This is a genomic window from Streptomyces sp. NBC_01689, assembly GCF_036250675.1.
GTDB lineage: Bacteria > Actinomycetota > Actinomycetes > Streptomycetales > Streptomycetaceae > Streptomyces.
Map to the genome: position 1 here is coordinate 8,530,310 of NZ_CP109592.1, position 19,116 is coordinate 8,549,425.

A 19,116-nucleotide genomic window follows, 5' to 3' on the forward strand; every position below is an offset into this window, starting at 1 on the left:
CGATGGGAGCGAACGTGGAGGCGGACCGGGAGTACTGGGGCCGTGTGCTGGCCGCCGGGGGATTCACCCCGGCCCCGAGGTGGACGGCGGAGCCGGTCGCGGGCGTGGCCGGGTACGAGGCCGCGGTACCGGCCGACGTGACGGAGGCGGTGCGCCGCCTGGCCCGCGACGTGGGCGCGCCGGTGACCTCGGTGCTGCTGGCCGCGCACGCCAAGGTGCTGGCCGTGCTGTCCGGCGAGCCGGAGGTGGTGACCGGATACGCCGCCGCCGGGACGGGCACGCGTCCACTGCCCTGCCGGCTCACCGTCACCCCGCGGTCCTGGCGCCAACTCCTGGTGAGTGTCCGCGGGGCCGAGAACGACCTGCTGGCCCACCGTGACTTCCCCGTGGAGGAGCTGCGCCGGGAGACCGGGGCGGCCGGACCCGCGTACGAGATCACGTTCGACCCGGCCGGGACCGCGGACGCCCTGGCCGAGGACGTGATGCTCGACGTGGGCTGGTGCGAGGGCGCCGGGGAGCCGGTGCTGCGGCTGCGGTACCGCACCGAGACACTGGACGCCGGGTGCGCCGCGCGGATCGCCGGGTACCACCTCACCGCGCTCGCGCTGATGACGGCCGACCCGGACGCCGATCACGCGTCGCGGAGTCTGCTGTCGCCCGAGGAGGTGCGGTACCAGCTCCAGGCACTGGACGGACCGCGGCGTCCGCTGCCGGAAGGCCGGGCGCACGAGCTGTTCGAGCAGCGGGTGCGGATGCATCCGGAGACGGTGGCGGCCGTCCACGGCGAACAGGCGTGGACGTACGGCGAACTCAACGCCCACGCGAACCGGCTCGCGCGCGCCCTGCTCGCCCGCGGACTCGGCCGCGAGGAGCCGGTCGGCGTCGTCACCGAACGCAACCTCGACTGGCTGGCCGCCGTCCTCGCGGTGTTCAAGGCCGGCGGCGTCTATCTGCCGATCGAGCCCCACTTCCCCGCGGGACGCGTGGAGGCGACCCTGTCACGCGCCGGGTGCCGGCTCGTGCTCACCGAGTCCGGCAGCACCGACAGCCTCGACCGGGCGCTGGACGCGCTGCCGGGCGTCGAACGGCTGCTGATGGAGACCGCCTACGCGGAACGGCACGACGACGGCGACGTCGGCGTGCGCGTGACGGCCGGTCAACTGGCCTACATCTACTTCACCTCCGGCTCCACCGGCGAGCCCAAGGGCGCGATGTGCGAGCACGCGGGCCTGCTCAACCACCTCTACGCCAAGATCGACGACCTCGGGATCGACCAGGACCGGGTGGTGGCGCAGACGGCACCCCAGTGCTTCGACATCTCCCTGTGGCAGCTGCTCGCCGCGCTGCTCGTCGGCGGGCGGACGCTGATCGTCGGACAGAAGGTGATCGTCGACGTGGAGCGGTTCGTCGACACCCTGGTCGAGGGCCGGGTGGGGGTGGCACAACTCGTGCCCTCCTACCTGGAGGTGGTGGTGTCGTACCTGGAACAGCACCCCCGCGAACTGCCCGATCTGACCCGGGTGTCGGTGACCGGAGAGGCGCTGAAGCGGGAGCTGGTCCAGCGCTGGTTCGCGATCCAGCCCGCGATCGGACTCGTCAACGCCTACGGGCTGACCGAGACGTCGGACGACACCAACCACGAGATCATCGAGGCCGTGCCGGACCGCGTCCTGCTCGGGCGCGCGGTCAGCAACGTGCACGTCTACGTCGTCGACGACCACCTGTCCCTGGTACCGCTCGGCGCCCCGGGCCTGATCGCCTTCTCCGGGGTCTGCGTGGGCCGCGGGTACGTGAACGACCCCGAGCGGACCAGGGAGGCCTACCGGACGGACCCCTACCGTTCCGGGGAGCGGCTCTATCTGGGCGGCGACCGGGGGCGCTGGCATCCGGGCGGCTCGCTGGAGTTCCTCGGGCGCCGGGACAATCAGGTCAAGATCCGCGGCTTCCGCATCGAGATCGGCGAGGTGGAGAACACCCTGCTGCGGGTGCCCGGCGTCCGGGACGGCGCGGTGGTGGCCGCGGAGTCGGCGGGCGGCGGCTCCCGTCTGATCGCCTACTACAGCGGCCGGTCCCTGAGCGCCGACACCCTGCGGGAGGCACTGGGCGCCGTACTGCCCGACTACATGATCCCCGCCGCCTTCCACTGGCAGCCGAGCCTGCCCCTGACCGCCAACGGGAAGATCGACACGAAGGCCCTGACCGCCCTCGCCCGACAGGCCACGGACGGTGGCGCCGACGACCGCGCCACGGAGCCCGGGGGCGCCCCGCACACCCCGGCGGAGAAGCGACTCGCGCGCGTGTGGGCCGAGTTGCTGGGCGTGCCCGAGCACGGTGTCGGCCGGCGGGACCACTTCTTCGACTCCGGCGGCACCTCGCTGACGGCCGTGAAACTGACCGTCGCGCTGGACCGGGCGGTGTCGCTCAAGGACATCACCACCCACCCGGTGCTCGCCGACCTCGCCGCCCTCCTCGACGGCGCCGCGCCCCGGCGCCACGAACTGCTCCAGCGGCTGGCGGAGTCGGACGGACCCGCGGAGTACGCCCTGGTGTGCTTCCCGCACGCGGGCGGCAACGCGGTCAACTTCCGGCCGATGGCCGCCGCCCTGGCGGCCACGGGCCACGGGCCCACGGTCTACGCCGTCGACCCGCCCGGTCACGACCCGGCCGTGCACGACGAGCCGTTCGTGCCCCTGGCGGACCTGGTGGCGCGGGTCGTCGCCGAGATCGCCGCGCGCGGCCTGACCCGGGTCGCGCTCTGGGGTCACTCCTCGGGCGCCGCCCCGGCCCTGGCGACGGCGAGACTGCTGCGCGCACACGGAGTGGACGTACCCCGGGTGTTCCTGGGCGCCCAGCTCCTCGGCACCGCCGACGAACGACGCGCGGCCGTCATCGCCCTCGCGGAGCGCGGCAACGCCGAGATCGCCGCCGCCCTGGGCTCGGACGGCGGGTACACCGGGCTCGGCGAGCTGAACACCCCCCACACCGAACGGGTCGGCGCCGCCTACCGCAACGACTGCGTGGCCGCGCACCGTTATCTCACCGACGCGCTGGAGAACCCTCCGGCGGCCAAGCTCGCCGTGCCGGTCACGGTGGTCGTCGCCGCCGACGACCCGCACACGGCCGGTTCCGCCGACCGGTACCGGGACTGGCAGCTCCTGGCCGAACAGGTGGAGCTGCACCAACTCGCGGACGGTGGCCACTACTTCCCCCGTACCCGGCCGGACGCGGCAGCCCAGGCGGTCCTGGACGCCACCGAACTGCTCGCCACCGAACTGCTCGCCACCCCCTCACCCGGCTGAGCGGCCCTCCACATCCCAGCGCACCCCCCACATCCCCAGCGCCCCCAGACCCCGGCGGCCCTCCAGACCCCAGCGGCCCTCCAGACCCCAGCGGATCCCCGCTCCCCAGCGGATCCCCCGCCCGGACGGACCTCACCGCCGCGTGCGGCAACCGAAAGGAAACCCGATGTCGTCCTCGTTCCTGGCAGCCCTGCCCGAGGTGGAACTGCACCCCGGCAAGCCCCCGATCCTGTGGGTCGACGCCCCCGCGGACGCGCCCGCCTGGGCGGCCGAGAACCGCGAGGCGCTGCGCGGCCAGGTCACGGAGCACGGCGCGCTGCTGGTCCGCGGTCTGGAGCTGCGGGCGCCCGACCAGGTCGGGTCCGTCTTCAGGGGGCTCGGCGGCGATCTGCTGGAGGACCGGGAGGCCTTCGCGCCCCGGGAGATCCGCGGCCCCGGCCTGTACTCCTCCTCCGTCTGGCCCGCCAACCAGCCGATGTGCATGCACCACGAGCTGAGCTACCGGCAGGAGTTCCCCGGCCTGATGCTGTTCGCCTGCCTGACCGCGCCCGGCCAGGGCGGGGCGACCGCGGTGGCCGACGCGGAGCGGGTGCTCCAGGCGCTGCCCGCCGCGCTGACCGAGCGCTTCGAGCGCGAGGGATGGCTGCTCACCCGCAGCTACAACGACGAGATCGGGGCGTCCCTGACCGAGTCGTTCGGCACCGACGACCGCACCGCCGTCGAGCGCTACTGCCGCGACCACGCCATCGACTTCACCTGGGAGCCCGACGGGACCCTGCGGACCCGGCAGCGCCGCGACGCCGTGGTGCGGCACCCGGTCACCGGAAGGGCCTGCTGGTTCAACCAGATCGCCTTCCTCAACGAGTGGACGCTCGCCCCCGAGGTCCGCGAGTACCTGGTGGACGTCTACGGCGAGGACGGGCTGCCGTTCAACACCCGCTTCGGTGACGGTTCCCCGATCGGCGAGGACGTCGTGAAACTCGTCAACGCCACCTACGAGGAGCACACCCGGCGCGAGCCCTGGCGGGCCGGCGACCTGCTGCTGGTCGACAACGTGCGCACCGCGCACAGCAGGGAGGCCTTCACCGGGGAGCGCGAGGTGCTGGTCGCCATGGCCGAGCCGCGGCGGTCCGCCGACCACCGGACGGCCTCCGACGGGGGTGCCCGATGACCGTTCTGCCCACCCCGCTCGCCGAGGACACCGCGCCCCCGGCGACCCCCGCGCCCACCTTCGCGGTGATCTCCGGCGCACAGGTGCACCAGGCGCTCAGCGGACGCGAGCGCGGGCTCGTGGAACTCGTCGAGGCCGCCTACCGGCTGCACGGCGCGGGGGACTCGGTCAACCCGCCGTCGTACTTCCTGCGCTTCCCCGACCGCCCGGCGGACCGGATCATCGCCCTGCCCGCGTCCATCGGCGGCCCGATCCGCGTGGACGGCATGAAGTGGATCTCCAGCTTCCCGGGCAACGTCCAGGCTGGCATCCCCCGGGCCTCCGCGGTCCTCGTCCTCAACGACCACGACACCGGCTATCCCTTCGCCTGCCTGGAGAGCTCGGTCATCAGCGCCACCAGGACCGCGGCGTCCGCCGCGCTGGCGGCCGACCGGCTCAGCCGCGGCCGCCCGCGCCCCACCCGGGTCGGGTTCGTCGGCACCGGGCTCATCGCCCGCTACATCCACACCTTCCTGGCCGGCACCGGCTGGACCTTCGACTCCGTCGGGGTCCACGACCTGTCGGCCGACAGCGCGGCGGGCTTCTCCGGCTACCTGCGGGAAGCCGGGACCAACGGCCGGGGTCCCAAGGTCACCGTCCACGACAGCGCCGAGGAGCTGATCCGCGCCTGCGACCTGGTGGTCTTCGCCACCGTCGCCGGTGCACCCCATGTCACGGACCCGGACTGGTTCTCCCACCACCCCGTCGTGCTGAACGTCTCGCTGCGCGACCTCGCCCCCGAGGTCCTGCTCGCCGCCGCCAACATCGTGGACGACGTCGAGCACTGCCTGAAGGCCGACACCTCACCCCACCTGGCCGAACAGCTCACCGGGAGCCGGGACTTCCTGGACGGCACCCTCGACGACGTCCTGACCGGACGGGTGACCCCGCCGGCCGACCGGACCGTCATCTTCTCGCCGTTCGGACTCGGCGTTCTCGACCTCGCCGTCGGCAAGTACGTCTACGACGAAGTGGCCCGCAGGGGGGACCTGCGGCTCGTCGACGACTTCTTCCACGAACTGCGTCGGTACGGCTGAGCGCGACCACCTCAGCTCTGGCAACAGGAGGCCCACCGTGCCCGTCATCTCCACACCCCACGCCTTCAACGAAAGCCAGCTCTACGTCGACCTCCGGTCGATCTTCGGGCGTTCGCTGTATCTGAAGTGCGAAGGCTTCAACTTCGCCGGCTCCATCAAGGTGAAGGCCGCGAACGAGATGGTGGAGACCGCCGAGCGCGAGGGAGTCCTGCGGCCGGACTCGATCCTGGTGGAGTCGTCGTCCGGGAACCTGGGTGTGGCGCTGAGCACGATAGCCGCGAGCAAGGGCTACCGGTTCCTGTGCGTCACGGACTCCCGGTGCAACCTCTCGACCCGCCTGCTGATGGAGGCACTCGGCAGCGAGGTGCACGTCATCTCCGAACTGGACGCCAACGCGGGTTTCCTCGGCGCGCGGCTCGACTACGTCCGCGCGCTGTGCGCGTCCGACGACCGCTACGTGTGGCTCAGCCAGTACACCAACCCGGGCAACTGGCGCGCGCACTTCCGCACGACGGCGCCCGAGATCGCCAGCTACTTCCCGGGTCTGGACGTCCTGTTCGTCGGCGCGGGCACCACCGGGACCCTGATGGGCTGCGCCCGGTACTTCCGGACCTGGCACCGGCCGGTGCGGATCGTCGCCGTCGACAGCGTGGGCTCGGTGGCGTTCGGCGGCGCACCCGGCCGCCGGATGATCCCGGGCCTGGGCATGAGCATGCGGCCGCCGCTGCTCGACGAGTCCTTCGTGGACGAGGTGATCCGGGTCGAGGAGGCGGAGACCATCCGTACATGCCACCGGATGGCGCGGCGCGGCTTCCTGTTCGGCGGCTCCACCGGGACGGTGGTCAGCGGTGCGATGGAGTGGCTCAGCCGGCATGACATACCCGGCATCACCGCGGTGGCCGTGGCACCCGACCTGGGCGAGCGCTACCTCGACACCATCTACCAGACCAACTGGCTGCACGACCTCTACGGCGAGCACGTCCTCGACGATCAGGTGCCGGTCGGCGGGCACCAGGCACAGACCACGCCGGACACCCCTGACACACCGGACGCGCCGCCCCGCAGCCGGAGCCACTGAGGGCCGCGCGCGGTCGGGGAGGGCACGGAACGCCCGCGCCCCGGCCGCCGGAGGGGCCGAGGGCCCGGCCGGGCCCGCACCCGCGAGCGGGGTGCGGCGGTCCGTCCGGCCGACGGCGAGGGCCGCACCGCCGGCCGGACGGGTCGCACGGTCTCCCACCGGCCCCCGGCCCGTCACCGGCCAGGACGTCGGCCGACCCGAGCTCCGGCCTCCTGCCGCCTTCGCCGGGGCTTCGCGCAGGTGGCGGTGTCCCGCGGGGCCGCTGTCCCGCCGGGGCCTCGCGCGCGTTCCGTGGAGCCGGTGGGGCGCCGCGGCCGGGCCTGTCGCGGGTCCCGCGGACCCGCGAGGCCGCCTGTCCCCGCCTGTCCCCGCCTGTCCCCGCGCCGCTCTCGCCGAGCCGCCGAGGCGGCTCAGCCCGGCTTCTCGCCGGTCTCGCAGACCTGGCGGGCGATCTCACGCAGTTTGACGTTGCGGTCCTGGGAGGCCTTCTTGAGCACCCCGAAGGCCGCGTTCTCGGGCAGCCCGTAGCGCTCCATCAGGATGCCCATCGCCTCGCCGATCTCGTGGCGGGTCTCCAGGGCGTCACCGAGCTGCTGGTGCGTCCGGGCGGCGGAGAAGGCCACGGCCGCGTGCGAGGCGAGGATCCAGCCCGCCTGCCGGGCGGCGTCGTCGAAGGCGCGCGGCCGGTGCGAGTAGAGGTTGAGGGCGCCCAGTTCGTCGTCCTCGGTGAAGAGGAGGAAGCCCATCACGCTCCCCATGCCCAGCTTCCTCAGCTCGGGGGCGAAGCGGCTCCAGCGTTCGTGCGGCCGGTTCAGGTCCTCGATGACGTAGACCTGCTGACGGTCGGTCACCGCGTCGAAGCAGGGGCCCTCCCGCAGTTCCTGCTGGATCCGGTCCGCACGGCGCACCACGTCGCCCGTGGCCGCCAGGGCACGCACCTCACCCCGTCGCACGGTGAGGATGCCGGCGTCGTCGCAGTCCTTGATCAGCACCGTCGCGTGCTCCACGATGCGGTCCAGGGTGCCCTGCACGGAGTCCTGGGCCAGCAGATCGCGCGCCATCTCCGCCAGGGCGACGGCGAACTGCTCCCAGACCTCGCCGGGCTCATGGGACATGTGCCACCTGCTCTGCCGTCGAAGCCGCCTCGTCGCCCACCAAGGCTTCCATCTTGCCACCCGCGCTTCCCCGTCGCGCCCCGCGGGAGCCCCCGGACGGCTCGGCGGCGCCCGCCCGCCGCGGTCCCCTCCCGCCGGGACGACACCGTCCCGGCGAGTCCCCGTGTTTCACCCGTGGATCAACGGTGACCCGAAGGAGGACCGAAGTTCGACGAACGACACCACGGTGATCGCAGGAGGTTCCCATGGACAACTGGCGCGAATCGGCGGCATGCCGCACCGTCGACCCCGACCTCTTCTTCCCCATCGGCAGCACGGGCCCCGCGCTTCCGCAGGTCGAGGAGGCCAAGGCCGTCTGCCGGCGGTGCCCCGTCCGTGACGAGTGCCTGCGCTGGGCGCTGGACACGGGGCAGACCATCGGCGTCTGGGGCGGTACGAGCGAGAACGAACGCCGCGCCCTGAGGCGGCGCACGGTCGGCCGGGCGGCCAGGGATGCCGGGACCTAGGCGAGCGGGCCGGCAGGTGGGCAGGAAGGGCGCGGGAGCGATGGCGTCCGCGTGGTGCGGGGCAGCGGGAGAGATCCCGCGACGAGTCCGGGGCAGGCGTGATGGAAAGTGATCCGAGCGGGGACAAGCGGCCGTCGGACGAGGAGGTCGAGAGCCTCGCCGTCGTCTTCCCCGGCGAGCTGTGCGACGTGACCGACGCGCGCCTCTCGGCGGAGGGCTATCTACGGGTCCTCGCGCGGGCGTCACCGCCCTCGTCGCCCGAGTACTGGGACGACGTCCTGCTGGTGGTGACGGAACTGGCCGCCAACACGATCCAGTACGCCCCCGGCCCCTTCGAGCTGCGGGTACGGCCCACCGGTGACGGTGTGCAGGTCACACTGCGCGACAGCAGCACCACACCGCCCACGCCCCGCCGCATGAACCCGGCCCGGGGCGCGGGCGGCATCGGCTGGCACCTCGTCCACGCGCTCTGTCACCGGGTGAACGTCGTCGTCCGGCCCGACGGCAAGGACGTCCACGCCCTGCTGCCGTGGTGACCGGGCGGCCACTCCCCGGTGGCGCGCGGCCATTCCCCGGTGTCGCGCGGACCCTCTCCGGTGGTGCGCGGGCCCTTCCCCGGACGTCCGGATGCCCCGCGACCGGACCCCGTACCGACTCGTCGGTGCCGGGAGGTGTCGGTCCACGGGGCGGGGGCACACGGGACTGCTGTAGGACCTGTCAGTTCCGTGCGTCCGAAAGGGGTGGAGGAGTGAGCCTGGAGCAGGACCGAGCGTCAGGACCCGTCGAGCAGGTGGGCGACGAGGTGCGCGAGCCCTCGCAGGAGGAACGCGCCGCCTGGGCGCGGGTGTGCCGTTCGGCCACCGGCATGCGGCACCACGAGGCGAAGGAAGCTCTGGAGACGGCCAGGGAGGCCGCCCGCGGTGACGCGCTCACGCGGCAGGAGGCGCAGGTCGCGCGCGCGGAGGCCGACGAGTGGGAGCGGATCACCGACGCCCTCGCCGACCACGCGGGGACGTACGACCCCGACCACGACCCCTTCGTCCAGGGCGAGCGGACCGCTCGCGCACACCGGACGGGGACGGACAAGGCGGCGCCGCCCCGGTGAACCGGTTCCGCGAGCGCCGCCTTCGTGTTGTCAGTGCCGTCCGCGACAATGCGGAGCAGCAACGAAGATCGTTTCCGCTCCCGGCGGTGCGCGATCGGATCCGTCCGTCGAGAGGCCGCCCGCACATGACGCCCACCCATCGCCGCCGCGCCGTGCCGCGAGCCCTGAACGGAGACCGCTGACGATGCTGCGAGCCCTCCCGCGTCCCACCGCTCCGCTCGGCCCCGACGGTGCCGAGGTGCTGCGTCTCATCACCGTGCAGCGTGCTCCCGTCTGCCTCACCGTGCAGGCCAGCGGACGCCGCCGGTACGGCTACTGGCAGTCCATGGACGCCGGCGCCGGGCGCGGCGGGTGTTACGTCGCCCTGCCCACCGCCGCCTGCGACGCGCTGCACGCGGCGGGCCGGATCGTGCTGGGGGACCCGGTGGTCGACCCCGGCAAGACCACGTATCCGGTACGCCCCGCCGCGCGGGAGGCGTCCGCCCCGACCGCCGCGCCCCGGCAGGCTCTCACCGCGTGAGGGTCCGCGCGGGGCTCACGGGGCCGTGTGACGGCCGCGCACCCACATCGGCACGGCGAACCAGCAGAACAGGTACCAGGCGACGATCCCCGTGACGAGCCAGGGCACGTAGTCGTCGTGGGTGGCGACCCGCAGGACCAGCAGCAGCGACGCCGTCATCGTCGCGAGCAGCAGGACGAGCCCCGCGAGCGTCAGCCGTGACGCCCATACGACCGCCTGTTCCTTCACCCTCCGCCCGGCGACGATCCGGTGCAGGGACACCGGTCCGATCAGCGCGCCCGTGGCGGAGGCGCCGAGAACGACCGTGACGATGTAGATCGTCCTGTCCGCCTGTTCCAGCTGCGCGTACCTGGGTGTGAAGACGACCGTGAGCAGGAAGCCGAACAGGATCTGCACGCCGGTCTGCGCGACCCGGATCTCCTGGAGGAGGTCACCCCATTTGCGGTCCGCCCTCTCCTCCTCCGTCTCGTGACGTCCGGAGTCGCTCCGGGCCCGCCCGGCGTCGTGGCGGGCCCGGACCGCGTCGCCGCGCGCTTCGTCATGTGCCGACTCCGACAATTCTTCCTCCCGGCAGACCCCGGATGCCCGGGCGGTGGTTTCGGTGGATCCCGTGCTTCCGGGATTCCGTGTCCTCGAACACCTCGAAGAAAGGCGCGCCCGCTCGTCTCCGGCGTACCCGCCGCGCCATGGATTTCTCGCGACATGGCTTTCTACCGGGATCGTCTACCCGGGGGAGAGCGGCACGACGGCCGTGATGCGCTTTCCGCCCGCTTGGAGATACGAGACGATGATGTCGCGGGCCAGCCGGCACACGATCGGCCAGCCGTGCCCACCGATCTGCAGGGGCGCCGAACCGTCGGCGCGCCGTACCGGCTTGGGCAGTTCGTCGCTGCGGTCGCTCACCGACAGGCGCACCTCACGCTCGCCGGGTATCACCTCGAACGCCGTGACCCCGCCGCCGTGCAGCATCGCGTTGGTCGTGAGCTCGGAGGCGACGAGCAGCACGTCACCGACCGCCGTCGCATCGGTCGTGGCCCCGGGTCCGCGGGACCGTCGGGAGCTGTCGAGCGCCTGCCGTACGGCCTCGCGCACCTCGGCCGGGTTGCGCGGTCCGGAGGAGTCCGACGCGGGCGGTCCGGTCGGCGCGCCGGTGGAGTGCGCCCGGTACTCTCCGCACATTTCCTCGCCCTTTCCTCGAAAACTCGAAACTCGAAACTCGGAGAAACCCTTCGAACATGTGGTGACCCGTCAAAGGAAACGGGCCCGCCGCATGAGCGCGCGGCGGGCCCGATTCAGCGCGTGACCCTCAGTGCCGGAAAATGTCCTTCATCTTCTCCTTGGCCTGGCGGGTGTCACCCTTCGCCTTCTCCGCCCTGCCCTCGGAGGTCATACGCTCGTTGCCGACGGTGCGACCGACGGTCTCCTTGGCCTTGCCTTTGGCCTGCTCCGTCTTCGCCTGTGCCTTCTGGTTCTTGGTCACCGCAGATCACGTCCTCACCGCATTGACTGTGCGATCCACTACTACGGCTGACCTGAGAGAACCGTCCCAAACCCGCCCGCCGCGAAATGACGGCCGTTTCCCGCGAAAAGCCGGGTCATTCCTCGAAGCGGCGGGTCATGCACGGTGAGCGGGAAAAACCGGCCCGGGGGAACGCAGGGTGGGCACCCCGCCGCACTCCACCCGCCTGGTCACGACTCCGGGCAGCCCTTCGACCCACCCGCGCGACAGGCCGGTGAGCCGGTCCGTGCCGAGCGGGTCGCGGCCGAGCCCGATCGCGTACGACGCTGACGCGGGACCCTCCTCGAAGGGGTGGGGCCAGGCGTGCGCGTCGGCCGTCCCGGCCTCCCCCAGCGCGGTGAGCAGGGCCCGTACGCGCCCGCGCAGGCGTCCCCGGGTCTCCTCGAACCCGGCCGTGTCCGCCGCCCGTACCTCCACCACCAGCCATGCGGCGTGCCGGCGGTGCAGGGCCGGGGGAGACACCAGTTCGGGCAGCGGATCGACGCCGGTGAGCGCGGCCGACTCCAGGATGTCCCAGGCGCGGTACAGCTCGTCTGTCAGGAGGTCGCGGAAGCCGGCGCCGACCTGGGCCGTGCAGAGGCGTACCGGAGCGGTCGGCGTCAGGACCGACACCGCGGACGGTGGCGGTGCGAGGGGGTCCACATGCCCGCCGGGTCCGCGGCCCGGCCGGCCCGGGCCGCCCGGCCGGTGCCCGCCGGGCCGGAGCGTGACCGGTTCGCGCCAGTCCCACGCGGCCCAGGTCCCGAAGAAGTGCCGGAGCAGTCCGTCCGGGGACGGCACCTCCGCCTCGCGGGTCGTACGCGCCGCCAGGACGGACCAGGCGAGCCCCGGCAGTCCGCCGAACGGCGCCGAGTCGAGACCGCGCGCCTTCGCCCATGCCTTGACCTCCGCGGCCAGCCGGGCGAACGCGCGGTGCCGGCCGTCGACGGCGCTCCGTACCGCGGCCGCGTCGTCGACCGCGCTCAGAGCGGTCGCGGCCCGCGCGCCCAGCCGGGCACGGTGTACCACGGCATCGGAGGGCGGGAGCGGACCGGTGGCGACGACGCTCAGGTCGACGTCGAGTCCGCCGACGCTCAGCCGCAGCCCCGGAACCCGCGCGCCGGTCACCCGCCGTACCCGGGTGGCCGCCGGCAGCGCCCGGGTCACCCGCGCCAGGACGTCGGCCATGTCGACGACACCGGGCAGCGCGGCGACCAGGTCCAGATCCGCTCCGGGCAGCGCGCCGCCCATGCGCCGGGACCCGACGACGTGCACGGCTCCGTCGGCGAGCGCGTCGGCGACGCGACGCGCGGTGTGCTCGGCGGCGCGGTCGTCCGGGGGCGTGGTGACGGGCGCGGCGGCGGTGCGGGGCGAGGCCGCCCCGCCGACCGAGGTCACCTTGCCGGAGATGGTGCCGGTGGTCCCGGTGGTGCCAGTGGTTCCCGTGGTCCCGGCGGTGGTGTCCGTGAGGTCCGCGGCGGTGTCGGCCGGGTCGGGCAGCCACCGCACCTCACCGGTGCCCAGCGCGACCGTCGCCCGCGGACGCATCGGTTCGTCACCGCGGCGGGAGAGCAGGACGAGGTGTCCGACCCGGGCCCGCACGGCGGGGCCGAGCCGGGCGGCGCAGTCGGCGGCGACCGGGCCCGGGTCCGGGACCCGGCCCAGGGTCAGATGCGGGGTGAATCCCGCGTCCCGGCCCCGGCAGCGCGGGAACCGCTGTTCCAGCGCCGCCCGCAGCCGTGCCCAGGGATCCGGGTCCGACGCGGCCGGGTCGAGCCACACCGTGGCGTCGTCACGGTGCCCGAAGGTGTGCACGCCGTCGAGGCGGACGTCGAACGGCGGTGTCGTGGCCGCCGCCAGGGACAGCAGCGGGACGGCCCGGTCGAACGCGGACTCGGGGACGAAGCCGAAGAGCAGGTTGACGTGCGGCGGCCAACGCCGGACCTGCGGGTCGTAGGTCCGCCGGAGCTCCTGGATCACCGGCCACGGTTCCCCGGAGGGCAGCCACGCCACCGCCGTGCGCGCGGTCGGGGCGAGGCCGAGGGTGCCGTGGGGGTCAGGGGCGGCGAGGACGTCGTCGGAGTGGTCGCCGAGGGCGCCGCGGCTCGACGAGGTCCCGGCGGGTCCGGTGTCACGGGCCGTGACGACGTCCGCTCCGTCCGGGCCCGCCACGACTCCGTCCAGGCTCACCACCGCCTCCACGCCGAAGTGGTCGGAGACGTACAGCCCTCCGGGGCCGGGGGAGTCGCCCCGCAGGGCCGCCTCCAGCGGGCGGAGGGCGGCGCCCCGGAGCAGCACGCGGTCGAGCCGGGAGGAACGGCCGGACAGCGAGGAGACGGCGGCCAGGGGATTGACGGCGGGGTCGAAGGTGGGAGTCCGGTCGAAGGCGCCGCGCACCTCCGTCCAGGCGTCCCGCATGCCGAGGACGCCGGCGGGTCCGGTCGGCCCGTCGCCGCCGTCGTTGAAGTCGCCGAGCAGCACCAGGGGGCCGTCGAGGTCGGCGAGTCCCTCGGCGATGCGCGCGAGTTCGGCCGCTCGGCGGGCCGCGCCGTCGTCGGAGTGGTCGCTGCTGAGGTGCGTGGCGGCGACCACGAGCGGGCCGGACGACGTCTCCAGGGCGAGAGCGGTGACGCCCTTGTGCGGGCCGAGCGCGTGATGGCCGGCCTCCCTGACGGGCAACCGGCTGAGCAGCAGCAGTCCGTTGTCGTCCACCCGTTTCCCCCGGGGGTCGGCGCCCACCGTGTAGCCGGCGCGGATCCAGGGTGTCCGCAGCAACAGCGCGAGCAGCCCGGCCTCGACCTCCTGGAGCGCGATCACGTCGGCGTCGGCGTCCTCCAGGGCCGCGAGCAGCAGGGGCCTGCGGCGGTCGGTGTCGATGCGGTCGCTGTCGTACCGGTCCCACAGCGTGTTCCAGGTCAGCACCCGCACCCGGGCGGGCGGCACCCGTGCGTCCGCGCCCGGGCGCGTCGTCGCCTCCGGCCGGCCGGCGGCGCGCCACCGTGCCGACGCGTCGTCCCACACGGACGGCGTGTCGGCCGTGAAGAACGGGGCCCGCAGCAGGCGTGGGACGCGCACCCGGCCGGCGGAGGTCACGTCGATCCGGTCGACACCCGTCGTCCGGTCCCACACCACCTCGCCGTCCGCCTCGACGAACAGCACGCGGTGCCAGGGGATGTCGCCCCCGGGCACAAAGGCGGCCAGGGGGACGCGCGCGGGGGCGGCCCCGCGCTGGTTGACACCGAGCACGAACCGGGCCGGGTCGAAGCGCGGGTCCCAGCGGACCCGGTGGTAGATCTCGTCGCTGGTACGCATCACCGCTCGCCTCCGTCCAGGGTGCCGTCGACGTCGTCCACGGTTCCGCCCGTGCCGACGTACCAGATCCGGTGGGCCTCACCGGGACAGGGCGGGTCGAAGCGGCGCAGCTGGGCCTGGAGCACCCCGGGCGGCACCGGATGGGCCCGTCCGGCGTTGCGCCCGGTCAGTTCCTCGTCGGCGGCCAGGACGACCACGTGGGTGATCAGCGCGTCCCGCCGGTGCGCCACCGCGTCCACCAGGGAGCGCTGGTGCCGGCCGAGCGACGTGGCGTCCCACACCACGGTGGCGGGGCCGGCCGCGAGCGCGGAGTCGAGCCGGCGCAGGCCCTCGCGCAGCACCGCGGCGTTGGCGCGCTGGTCGGAGCGTGCGCCGCGCGCCGAGCGCAGGTCGTCGAGGCAGACGCGGCTGTCGATGCCGGGAAGCCCGGCGGCGAACGTGCTCTTGCCGCTGCCCGAGGGACCCACGAGATGGATCAGCCGGGGGAACGCGCCGTCGCGCAGCCGCCACGTCGCGGCCACGGCCGCCTCGGCGGTGGCCACCTTCCCCGCGGCGTACGACGCCCGTGCCCAGGCCCAGCAGCGGTCGGCCGCGTCGGTGTCACCGAGGCCGCCGAGGGCACCGAGCAGGCCCGCGCGAAGACCCCCGAACGGGTCCTCGCCGAGCAGGCCCGCCTCCTCCGCGTGCAGTGCGGACCAGTCGACCTGCTCGCGCGCCGCGGCACCCTCGGTGACGGCGACGGCCGCGGCGACCGCGTGGAGCACCCCCAGGTCGGCGGCGAGCGCCATGCGCCCCAGCCCGGCGCGCCGTTCCTCGTCGGGGTGCGGACGGCGCAGCAGGGACTGCAGACCGACCAGGTCCGCGACCCGCCGTGCCGAGGGCATGCCGAGCGGTCCGGCCAGCCGGGGTGCCAGCCCGGCTCGGCGCCCCCCGTGCAGCAGGGCGGCGATCACCCCCGTCAGCCGTGCGTCCCCGGTCCGTCCCAGTGCGTCGAGCCGGTCGGCCACCTCCGCGACGACGGCCTCACCGGCGACCGCCCGCTCGGACCGCACCGCCGCCGGCTCGCCGCCCGCACCCGCTCCGGTCCCCGGCTCCGTCCCCGACCCGATCGCGCTCTCGGCCCCTGCCTCCGGACCCGTGCCGGTGGCGGTCAGGAGGGCCCGTACGTCCGGGGACGCGCCGGACCGCACGTCCCACAGGGCGGCGGCGGTGCCCCGCCCGTTGGCCACCACCTCGGCGTGCATCCAGTGCGTGTCGGTCCGTACGTGGCCGGGCCGCACCCACTTGGCCACCCGGCGGCCGAACTCCTCGTACCGGAATCCCTCGACGGTCCGTACGACGTACCCCTCGGTGCGGGCGGGATCGAGCCGCAGGACCCGCAGGGACCGCAGGGCCCGGTCGTCGAGGACGCCCCGCCACAGCACGCGCGGCACGGGAACGCCGAGGCTCCGCAGGAACCGCACCGTCCGGTCCCAGCCCAGGCACCGCTCGCCGTCCCAGACGGAGAACCCGTAGAAGAAGCTGTCGAGGGCGGTGTACGCGATCGAGTGCCGCGCGTACAGGTTCTCGCCGCACACCCGCCATCCGGGTGGGAGAGCCGCGCCGACCCGGGCCTGCAGCGCCTTCACCCACGCCCGCGACGGATGGTGCGCCGAGTCGAGCGACCGGGCGTGCAGCCCGTCCGCGTACAGGGTGGTGTTCTCGCCGTCGAGCTTCTCGGTGACCACGACCTCCAGATCCCGCAGGCCCGCCAGATCCGTCACCCGTACGTCGTCCGAGGTCGCCCCCGGCGACCAGGGCAGGTGCGGGGTGCGCGGATAGTGCACGCGTGCCCCCCTGTCGGTCAGGGCAGGTCGTCCGGACCCCATGGCTCTCGTCCCCCGGTGAAGCGGTACGGCCCCGATCACGAGACGGGTCCGGAAATGAGAGCGCCGACTGTAATCGTCCGGGCTCCCGGCGGCCCCTGGTTTTCCAGGCCGTGCCGTCACGGCGGGGGACGGGGGACCCGGGGGTGACGGGAGCGGCGGGGGAGAGGGCAGTGGTCTCGGCGGGTCCTCGGCTCTGCTTCAATGATGAGGACATGATCGGACTTTCCTCGCGACGTCTCGACCGGTGGCCCCGGCCCGCGCGGTCCCGGCGTGCCTCCGGCGGCGCCTGATGGGCGGCCAGTTCCTCAGGTTCGCGGTGGTCGGCGTGGTCAACACCGCGGTGTACTACGCGTTCTACCTCGCGCTCCTGACGGTCCTTCCCTACCTGGTCGCCCACGTCGTGGCGTTCGCCGGGGCCACGGTCGTCTCGTTCTTCCTCAACGCGCGCTTCACCTACCGGACGCGTCCCACCCTGCGGAAGTTCGTACGGTTCCCGCTGGCCACCGCCACGAACCTCGTCGTCTCCACGCTCGCCCTGCACTTCCTGGTCGAGGTGGGCCACTGCGGGTCGCGGACCGCCGCGCTGCTCGCCTCGGCGGTCGCCGTGCCGTTCACCTTCCTCGCCAGCCGGGCGATCATGATTCCGTCGTCCTGACCCGGAATGTCCCGGCCGTGGACGGGTACGCGCGACGGGAACCGCGCCCGGGACGGATCACGTTCCGGGCGGTCCGTCCGCTACTCCTGGGGATCTGCCATGGACACACCCTCGAACGACCACCACCGGCCCACGCCCGCCACCCCGGCCCAGCGGGCCCTGGACACCCTCGCGGAGAACACCCGCGACGCGGTGGCACTGGACACGCTGGCCGGCAGCGAGGTGCTGGTCCCGGTCCCGGACGACGCGAGCGAACAGGACGCCAGCGATCCGGCGGCCGTGGCGCTGCCGGTCCTCGACCAGCCGGGCGGGGAGCAGGTGGTGCCGGTCTTCACCTCGGAGCTGGAGATGGCGGGGCTGCTGCCCTTCGTCTCCCGCTACCGGATGGTCCCCCTCGGCGCGCTGGCCTCGCAGTGGCCGGCCGGTGATCTGGCGCTCACCATCGACGCGAGTTCGCCGCACGGTCTGACCCTGACCTCCGAGGGCGTCCGCACCCTCCTGGCCCGCCCGGCCTGAACCGGAGCGGCGCCGCGACGGGCCCTCGACGGGCGAGCCGCCGGCAGTGGCTCGCGCCGGCGAGGGCCCGCCCGTCGTCGCGACGCGCGACGACGGGCCGGCCCCGACGCCGACCGGCCCGGGCACCGCGACTTTCCCGACGCCGACCGGCGCAGCCACCAGGACGTCCTCAAGGTCCACAAGCCCGGGCACCGGACCCGATCCGCCGCGCGGAGCGCCTCCCGCCGGGCGTGACAATGGCCGCATGAACTGGATCTCGGGCGTCGCCGGCGGGCTGATCCTCGTCCTGGTGCTCGCCAGCATCCTGCGCACCCTCGTGGTGCCGCGGGGGCTTTACTCCGCTCTGGTGACCCGCTGGTGGCGAGGGCTCCGTCAGCTGCTGCGGCTGGCCGCCCCGGGCGGTGGCTACGACGCCATCGACCGTGCGCAGACCTGGCTGGCCCCGCTCATGCTGGTCGGCATGCTGGCGAGCTGGCTCGGTGGCGCGCTGCTCGGCTTCGGACTGCTGCTGCACTCCCTCTCCGCGCTCACCTGGGCGCAGTCCGTGCGGGAGGCCGGGTCCAGCCTGTTCACGCTCGGATTCGCCAGCGGCGACCGGCTGCACCTGTCCGCCGTGGACTTCCTCGCGGCGGCCACCGGACCGGTCGTGATCGCCCTCCAGATCGCCTATCTGCCGACCCTGTACGCGGCTTACAACCGCCGTGAACTGGAGGTGACCCTGCTTCAGTCGCGCGCGGGCGAGCCCGCATGGGGACCGGAGATCCTGGCCCGGCAGTGGCTGGTCGACACCGAGACCGCGCTGCCCGAGCTGTACCGCTCCTGGGAGCGGCTCGCCTCGGACATCGGCGAGAGCCACTCCACGTACCCGGTCCTGCTGGCGTTCCGCTCACCACGGCCGTACCGGAGCTGGATCGTCGGCCTGGTCTCCGTGATGGACGCGGCCGCCCTGCACCTCGCCCTCACCCCGGGCAGCGCACCGCCGGAAGCCCGGCTCGTCCTGCGCGCGGGCTTCACGGCGCTGCGCGACATCGCCCGCTCGCTGCGCTTCGCGTACGACGCCGATCCCGCCCCGGACAGTCCGATCCAGCTCACCTTCGAGGAGTTCGACGCGGCGGTGTCCATGGTGCGGGCGGCGGGCTTCCCCGCCGGGCGGACCGCGTCGGAGGCCTGGCCGCACTTCCACGGCTGGCGGGTGAACTACGAGGCGATCGCCTACGAGTTGTGCCGCCGTGGCGACGCGGTCCCCGCGCTGTGGACCGGACCGCGGGACTTCGCCGCCGTGCCCGTCCCGCCCGCCCGGCCGCTGGACCGCCGCCCGCCCGGCGGCGACCCGGCACCGTCCCGCCCCGCCCCGTAGCCCGGGACGCGGTACGGGCCCCGCCCGGGAGTCCGCGCGG

17 protein-coding genes are annotated in these 19,116 nt (G+C 74.0%); 11 read left to right on the plus strand and 6 right to left on the minus strand.

The features are described 5' to 3' along the window. Positions 1-2 precede the first annotated feature (2 nt). The 4 genes from OG776_RS36585 to sbnA all read left to right on the plus strand — a co-directional run bounded on the left by OG776_RS36585 (position 3) and on the right by sbnA (position 6,624). Positions 3-3,299 (plus strand): non-ribosomal peptide synthetase, encoded by a 3,297-nt coding sequence (locus OG776_RS36585; RefSeq protein WP_329326591.1) that lies wholly within the window; start codon positions 3-5, stop codon positions 3,297-3,299. A 166-nt stretch (positions 3,300-3,465) separates the two neighbouring features. After that, positions 3,466-4,470, plus strand: coding sequence for a TauD/TfdA family dioxygenase (locus tag OG776_RS36590; protein ID WP_329323219.1), 1,005 nt, complete (start codon positions 3,466-3,468; stop codon positions 4,468-4,470). Further along, on the plus strand, positions 4,467-5,546 hold the full coding sequence (sbnB, locus tag OG776_RS36595) for a 2,3-diaminopropionate biosynthesis protein SbnB (protein WP_148011697.1): 1,080 nt from the start codon (positions 4,467-4,469) through the stop codon (positions 5,544-5,546). The genes OG776_RS36590 and sbnB overlap by 4 nt, the downstream gene beginning before the upstream one ends. A 37-nt stretch (positions 5,547-5,583) precedes the next feature. Then, entirely contained in the window at positions 5,584-6,624 is a 1,041-nt protein-coding gene (gene sbnA, locus OG776_RS36600) for a 2,3-diaminopropionate biosynthesis protein SbnA (RefSeq protein WP_148011698.1), read from the plus strand. Positions 6,625-7,034: 410 nt separating this feature from the next. Here the strand turns inward: sbnA and OG776_RS36605 are convergent, their stop codons facing one another. After that, positions 7,035-7,739 (minus strand): GAF and ANTAR domain-containing protein, encoded by a 705-nt coding sequence (locus OG776_RS36605; protein ID WP_148011699.1) that lies wholly within the window; start codon positions 7,737-7,739, stop codon positions 7,035-7,037. A 245-nt stretch (positions 7,740-7,984) separates the two neighbouring features. Here OG776_RS36605 and OG776_RS36610 point away from each other — a divergent pair, with 245 nt between their 5' ends. From OG776_RS36610 to OG776_RS36625, 4 genes are all read left to right on the plus strand, one after another. Next, on the plus strand, positions 7,985-8,245 hold the full coding sequence (locus tag OG776_RS36610; RefSeq protein ID WP_148011700.1) for a WhiB family transcriptional regulator: 261 nt from the start codon (positions 7,985-7,987) through the stop codon (positions 8,243-8,245). Between the two features lie 101 nt (positions 8,246-8,346). Next, positions 8,347-8,781, plus strand: coding sequence for an ATP-binding protein (locus OG776_RS36615; RefSeq protein ID WP_329323224.1), 435 nt, complete (start codon positions 8,347-8,349; stop codon positions 8,779-8,781). 212 nt (positions 8,782-8,993) lie between these two features. Next, the gene (locus tag OG776_RS36620; protein WP_329326593.1) at positions 8,994-9,350 is read left to right on the plus strand and encodes a hypothetical protein; all 357 of its coding nucleotides are present in this window, start codon (positions 8,994-8,996) and stop codon (positions 9,348-9,350) included. Positions 9,351-9,534: 184 nt separating this feature from the next. Beyond that, a complete protein-coding gene (locus OG776_RS36625) occupies positions 9,535-9,870 on the plus strand; it encodes a hypothetical protein (RefSeq protein WP_148011702.1) in 336 nt (111 codons plus the stop codon). 15 nt (positions 9,871-9,885) lie between these two features. Here OG776_RS36625 and OG776_RS36630 read toward each other — a convergent pair whose 3' ends face one another. From OG776_RS36630 to OG776_RS36650, 5 genes are all read right to left on the minus strand, one after another. Then, positions 9,886-10,428 (minus strand): DUF6328 family protein, encoded by a 543-nt coding sequence (locus OG776_RS36630; protein ID WP_148011703.1) that lies wholly within the window; start codon positions 10,426-10,428, stop codon positions 9,886-9,888. A 165-nt stretch (positions 10,429-10,593) separates the two neighbouring features. Next, positions 10,594-11,049 carry an ATP-binding protein gene (locus OG776_RS36635; RefSeq protein WP_148011704.1) on the minus strand — a complete coding sequence of 152 codons (456 nt, stop codon included), beginning with the start codon at positions 11,047-11,049 and terminating at the stop codon, positions 10,594-10,596. A gap of 127 nt (positions 11,050-11,176) precedes the next feature. Further along, a complete protein-coding gene (locus OG776_RS36640; protein WP_148011705.1) occupies positions 11,177-11,350 on the minus strand; it encodes a CsbD family protein in 174 nt (57 codons plus the stop codon). A 135-nt stretch (positions 11,351-11,485) separates the two neighbouring features. Next, positions 11,486-14,680, minus strand: coding sequence for a poly(A) polymerase (locus tag OG776_RS36645; RefSeq protein WP_329326594.1), 3,195 nt, complete (start codon positions 14,678-14,680; stop codon positions 11,486-11,488). Next, positions 14,680-16,548, minus strand: a complete 1,869-nt coding sequence (locus OG776_RS36650) for an RNA ligase family protein (RefSeq protein WP_148011707.1) — start codon at positions 16,546-16,548, stop codon at positions 14,680-14,682. Before OG776_RS36650 ends, OG776_RS36645 begins: the two co-directional genes overlap by 1 nt. A gap of 289 nt (positions 16,549-16,837) precedes the next feature. Here OG776_RS36650 and OG776_RS36655 point away from each other — a divergent pair, with 289 nt between their 5' ends. The 3 genes from OG776_RS36655 to OG776_RS36665 all read left to right on the plus strand — a co-directional run bounded on the left by OG776_RS36655 (position 16,838) and on the right by OG776_RS36665 (position 19,076). Then, entirely contained in the window at positions 16,838-17,203 is a 366-nt protein-coding gene (locus tag OG776_RS36655) for a GtrA family protein (protein ID WP_148014893.1), read from the plus strand. Between the two features lie 99 nt (positions 17,204-17,302). Next, entirely contained in the window at positions 17,303-17,719 is a 417-nt protein-coding gene (locus tag OG776_RS36660) for an SseB family protein (RefSeq protein WP_148014894.1), read from the plus strand. A 244-nt stretch (positions 17,720-17,963) separates the two neighbouring features. Beyond that, a complete protein-coding gene (locus tag OG776_RS36665; protein ID WP_329323234.1) occupies positions 17,964-19,076 on the plus strand; it encodes a hypothetical protein in 1,113 nt (370 codons plus the stop codon). Positions 19,077-19,116: the final 40 nt, after the last annotated feature.

Bases quoted from the DNA above. Each gene is read 5' to 3' on its own strand.
- OG776_RS36605 (WP_148011699.1), bottom strand. From the start codon at position 7,739: ATGTCCCATGAGCCCGGCGAGGTCTGGGAGCAGTTCGCCGTCGCCCTG.
- OG776_RS36585 (WP_329326591.1), top strand. From the start codon at position 3: ATGGGAGCGAACGTGGAGGCGGACCGGGAGTACTGGGGCCGTGTGCTG.
- OG776_RS36625 (WP_148011702.1), top strand. From the start codon at position 9,535: ATGCTGCGAGCCCTCCCGCGTCCCACCGCTCCGCTCGGCCCCGACGGT.
- OG776_RS36610 (WP_148011700.1), top strand. From the start codon at position 7,985: ATGGACAACTGGCGCGAATCGGCGGCATGCCGCACCGTCGACCCCGAC.
- OG776_RS36615 (WP_329323224.1), top strand. From the start codon at position 8,347: ATGGAAAGTGATCCGAGCGGGGACAAGCGGCCGTCGGACGAGGAGGTC.
- sbnB (WP_148011697.1), top strand. From the start codon at position 4,467: ATGACCGTTCTGCCCACCCCGCTCGCCGAGGACACCGCGCCCCCGGCG.
- OG776_RS36650 (WP_148011707.1), bottom strand. From the start codon at position 16,548: ATGGGGTCCGGACGACCTGCCCTGACCGACAGGGGGGCACGCGTGCAC.
- OG776_RS36590 (WP_329323219.1), top strand. From the start codon at position 3,466: ATGTCGTCCTCGTTCCTGGCAGCCCTGCCCGAGGTGGAACTGCACCCC.
- OG776_RS36655 (WP_148014893.1), top strand. From the start codon at position 16,838: ATGGGCGGCCAGTTCCTCAGGTTCGCGGTGGTCGGCGTGGTCAACACC.
- OG776_RS36665 (WP_329323234.1), top strand. From the start codon at position 17,964: ATGAACTGGATCTCGGGCGTCGCCGGCGGGCTGATCCTCGTCCTGGTG.
- OG776_RS36635 (WP_148011704.1), bottom strand. From the start codon at position 11,049: ATGTGCGGAGAGTACCGGGCGCACTCCACCGGCGCGCCGACCGGACCG.
- OG776_RS36660 (WP_148014894.1), top strand. From the start codon at position 17,303: ATGGACACACCCTCGAACGACCACCACCGGCCCACGCCCGCCACCCCG.
- OG776_RS36645 (WP_329326594.1), bottom strand. From the start codon at position 14,680: ATGCGTACCAGCGACGAGATCTACCACCGGGTCCGCTGGGACCCGCGC.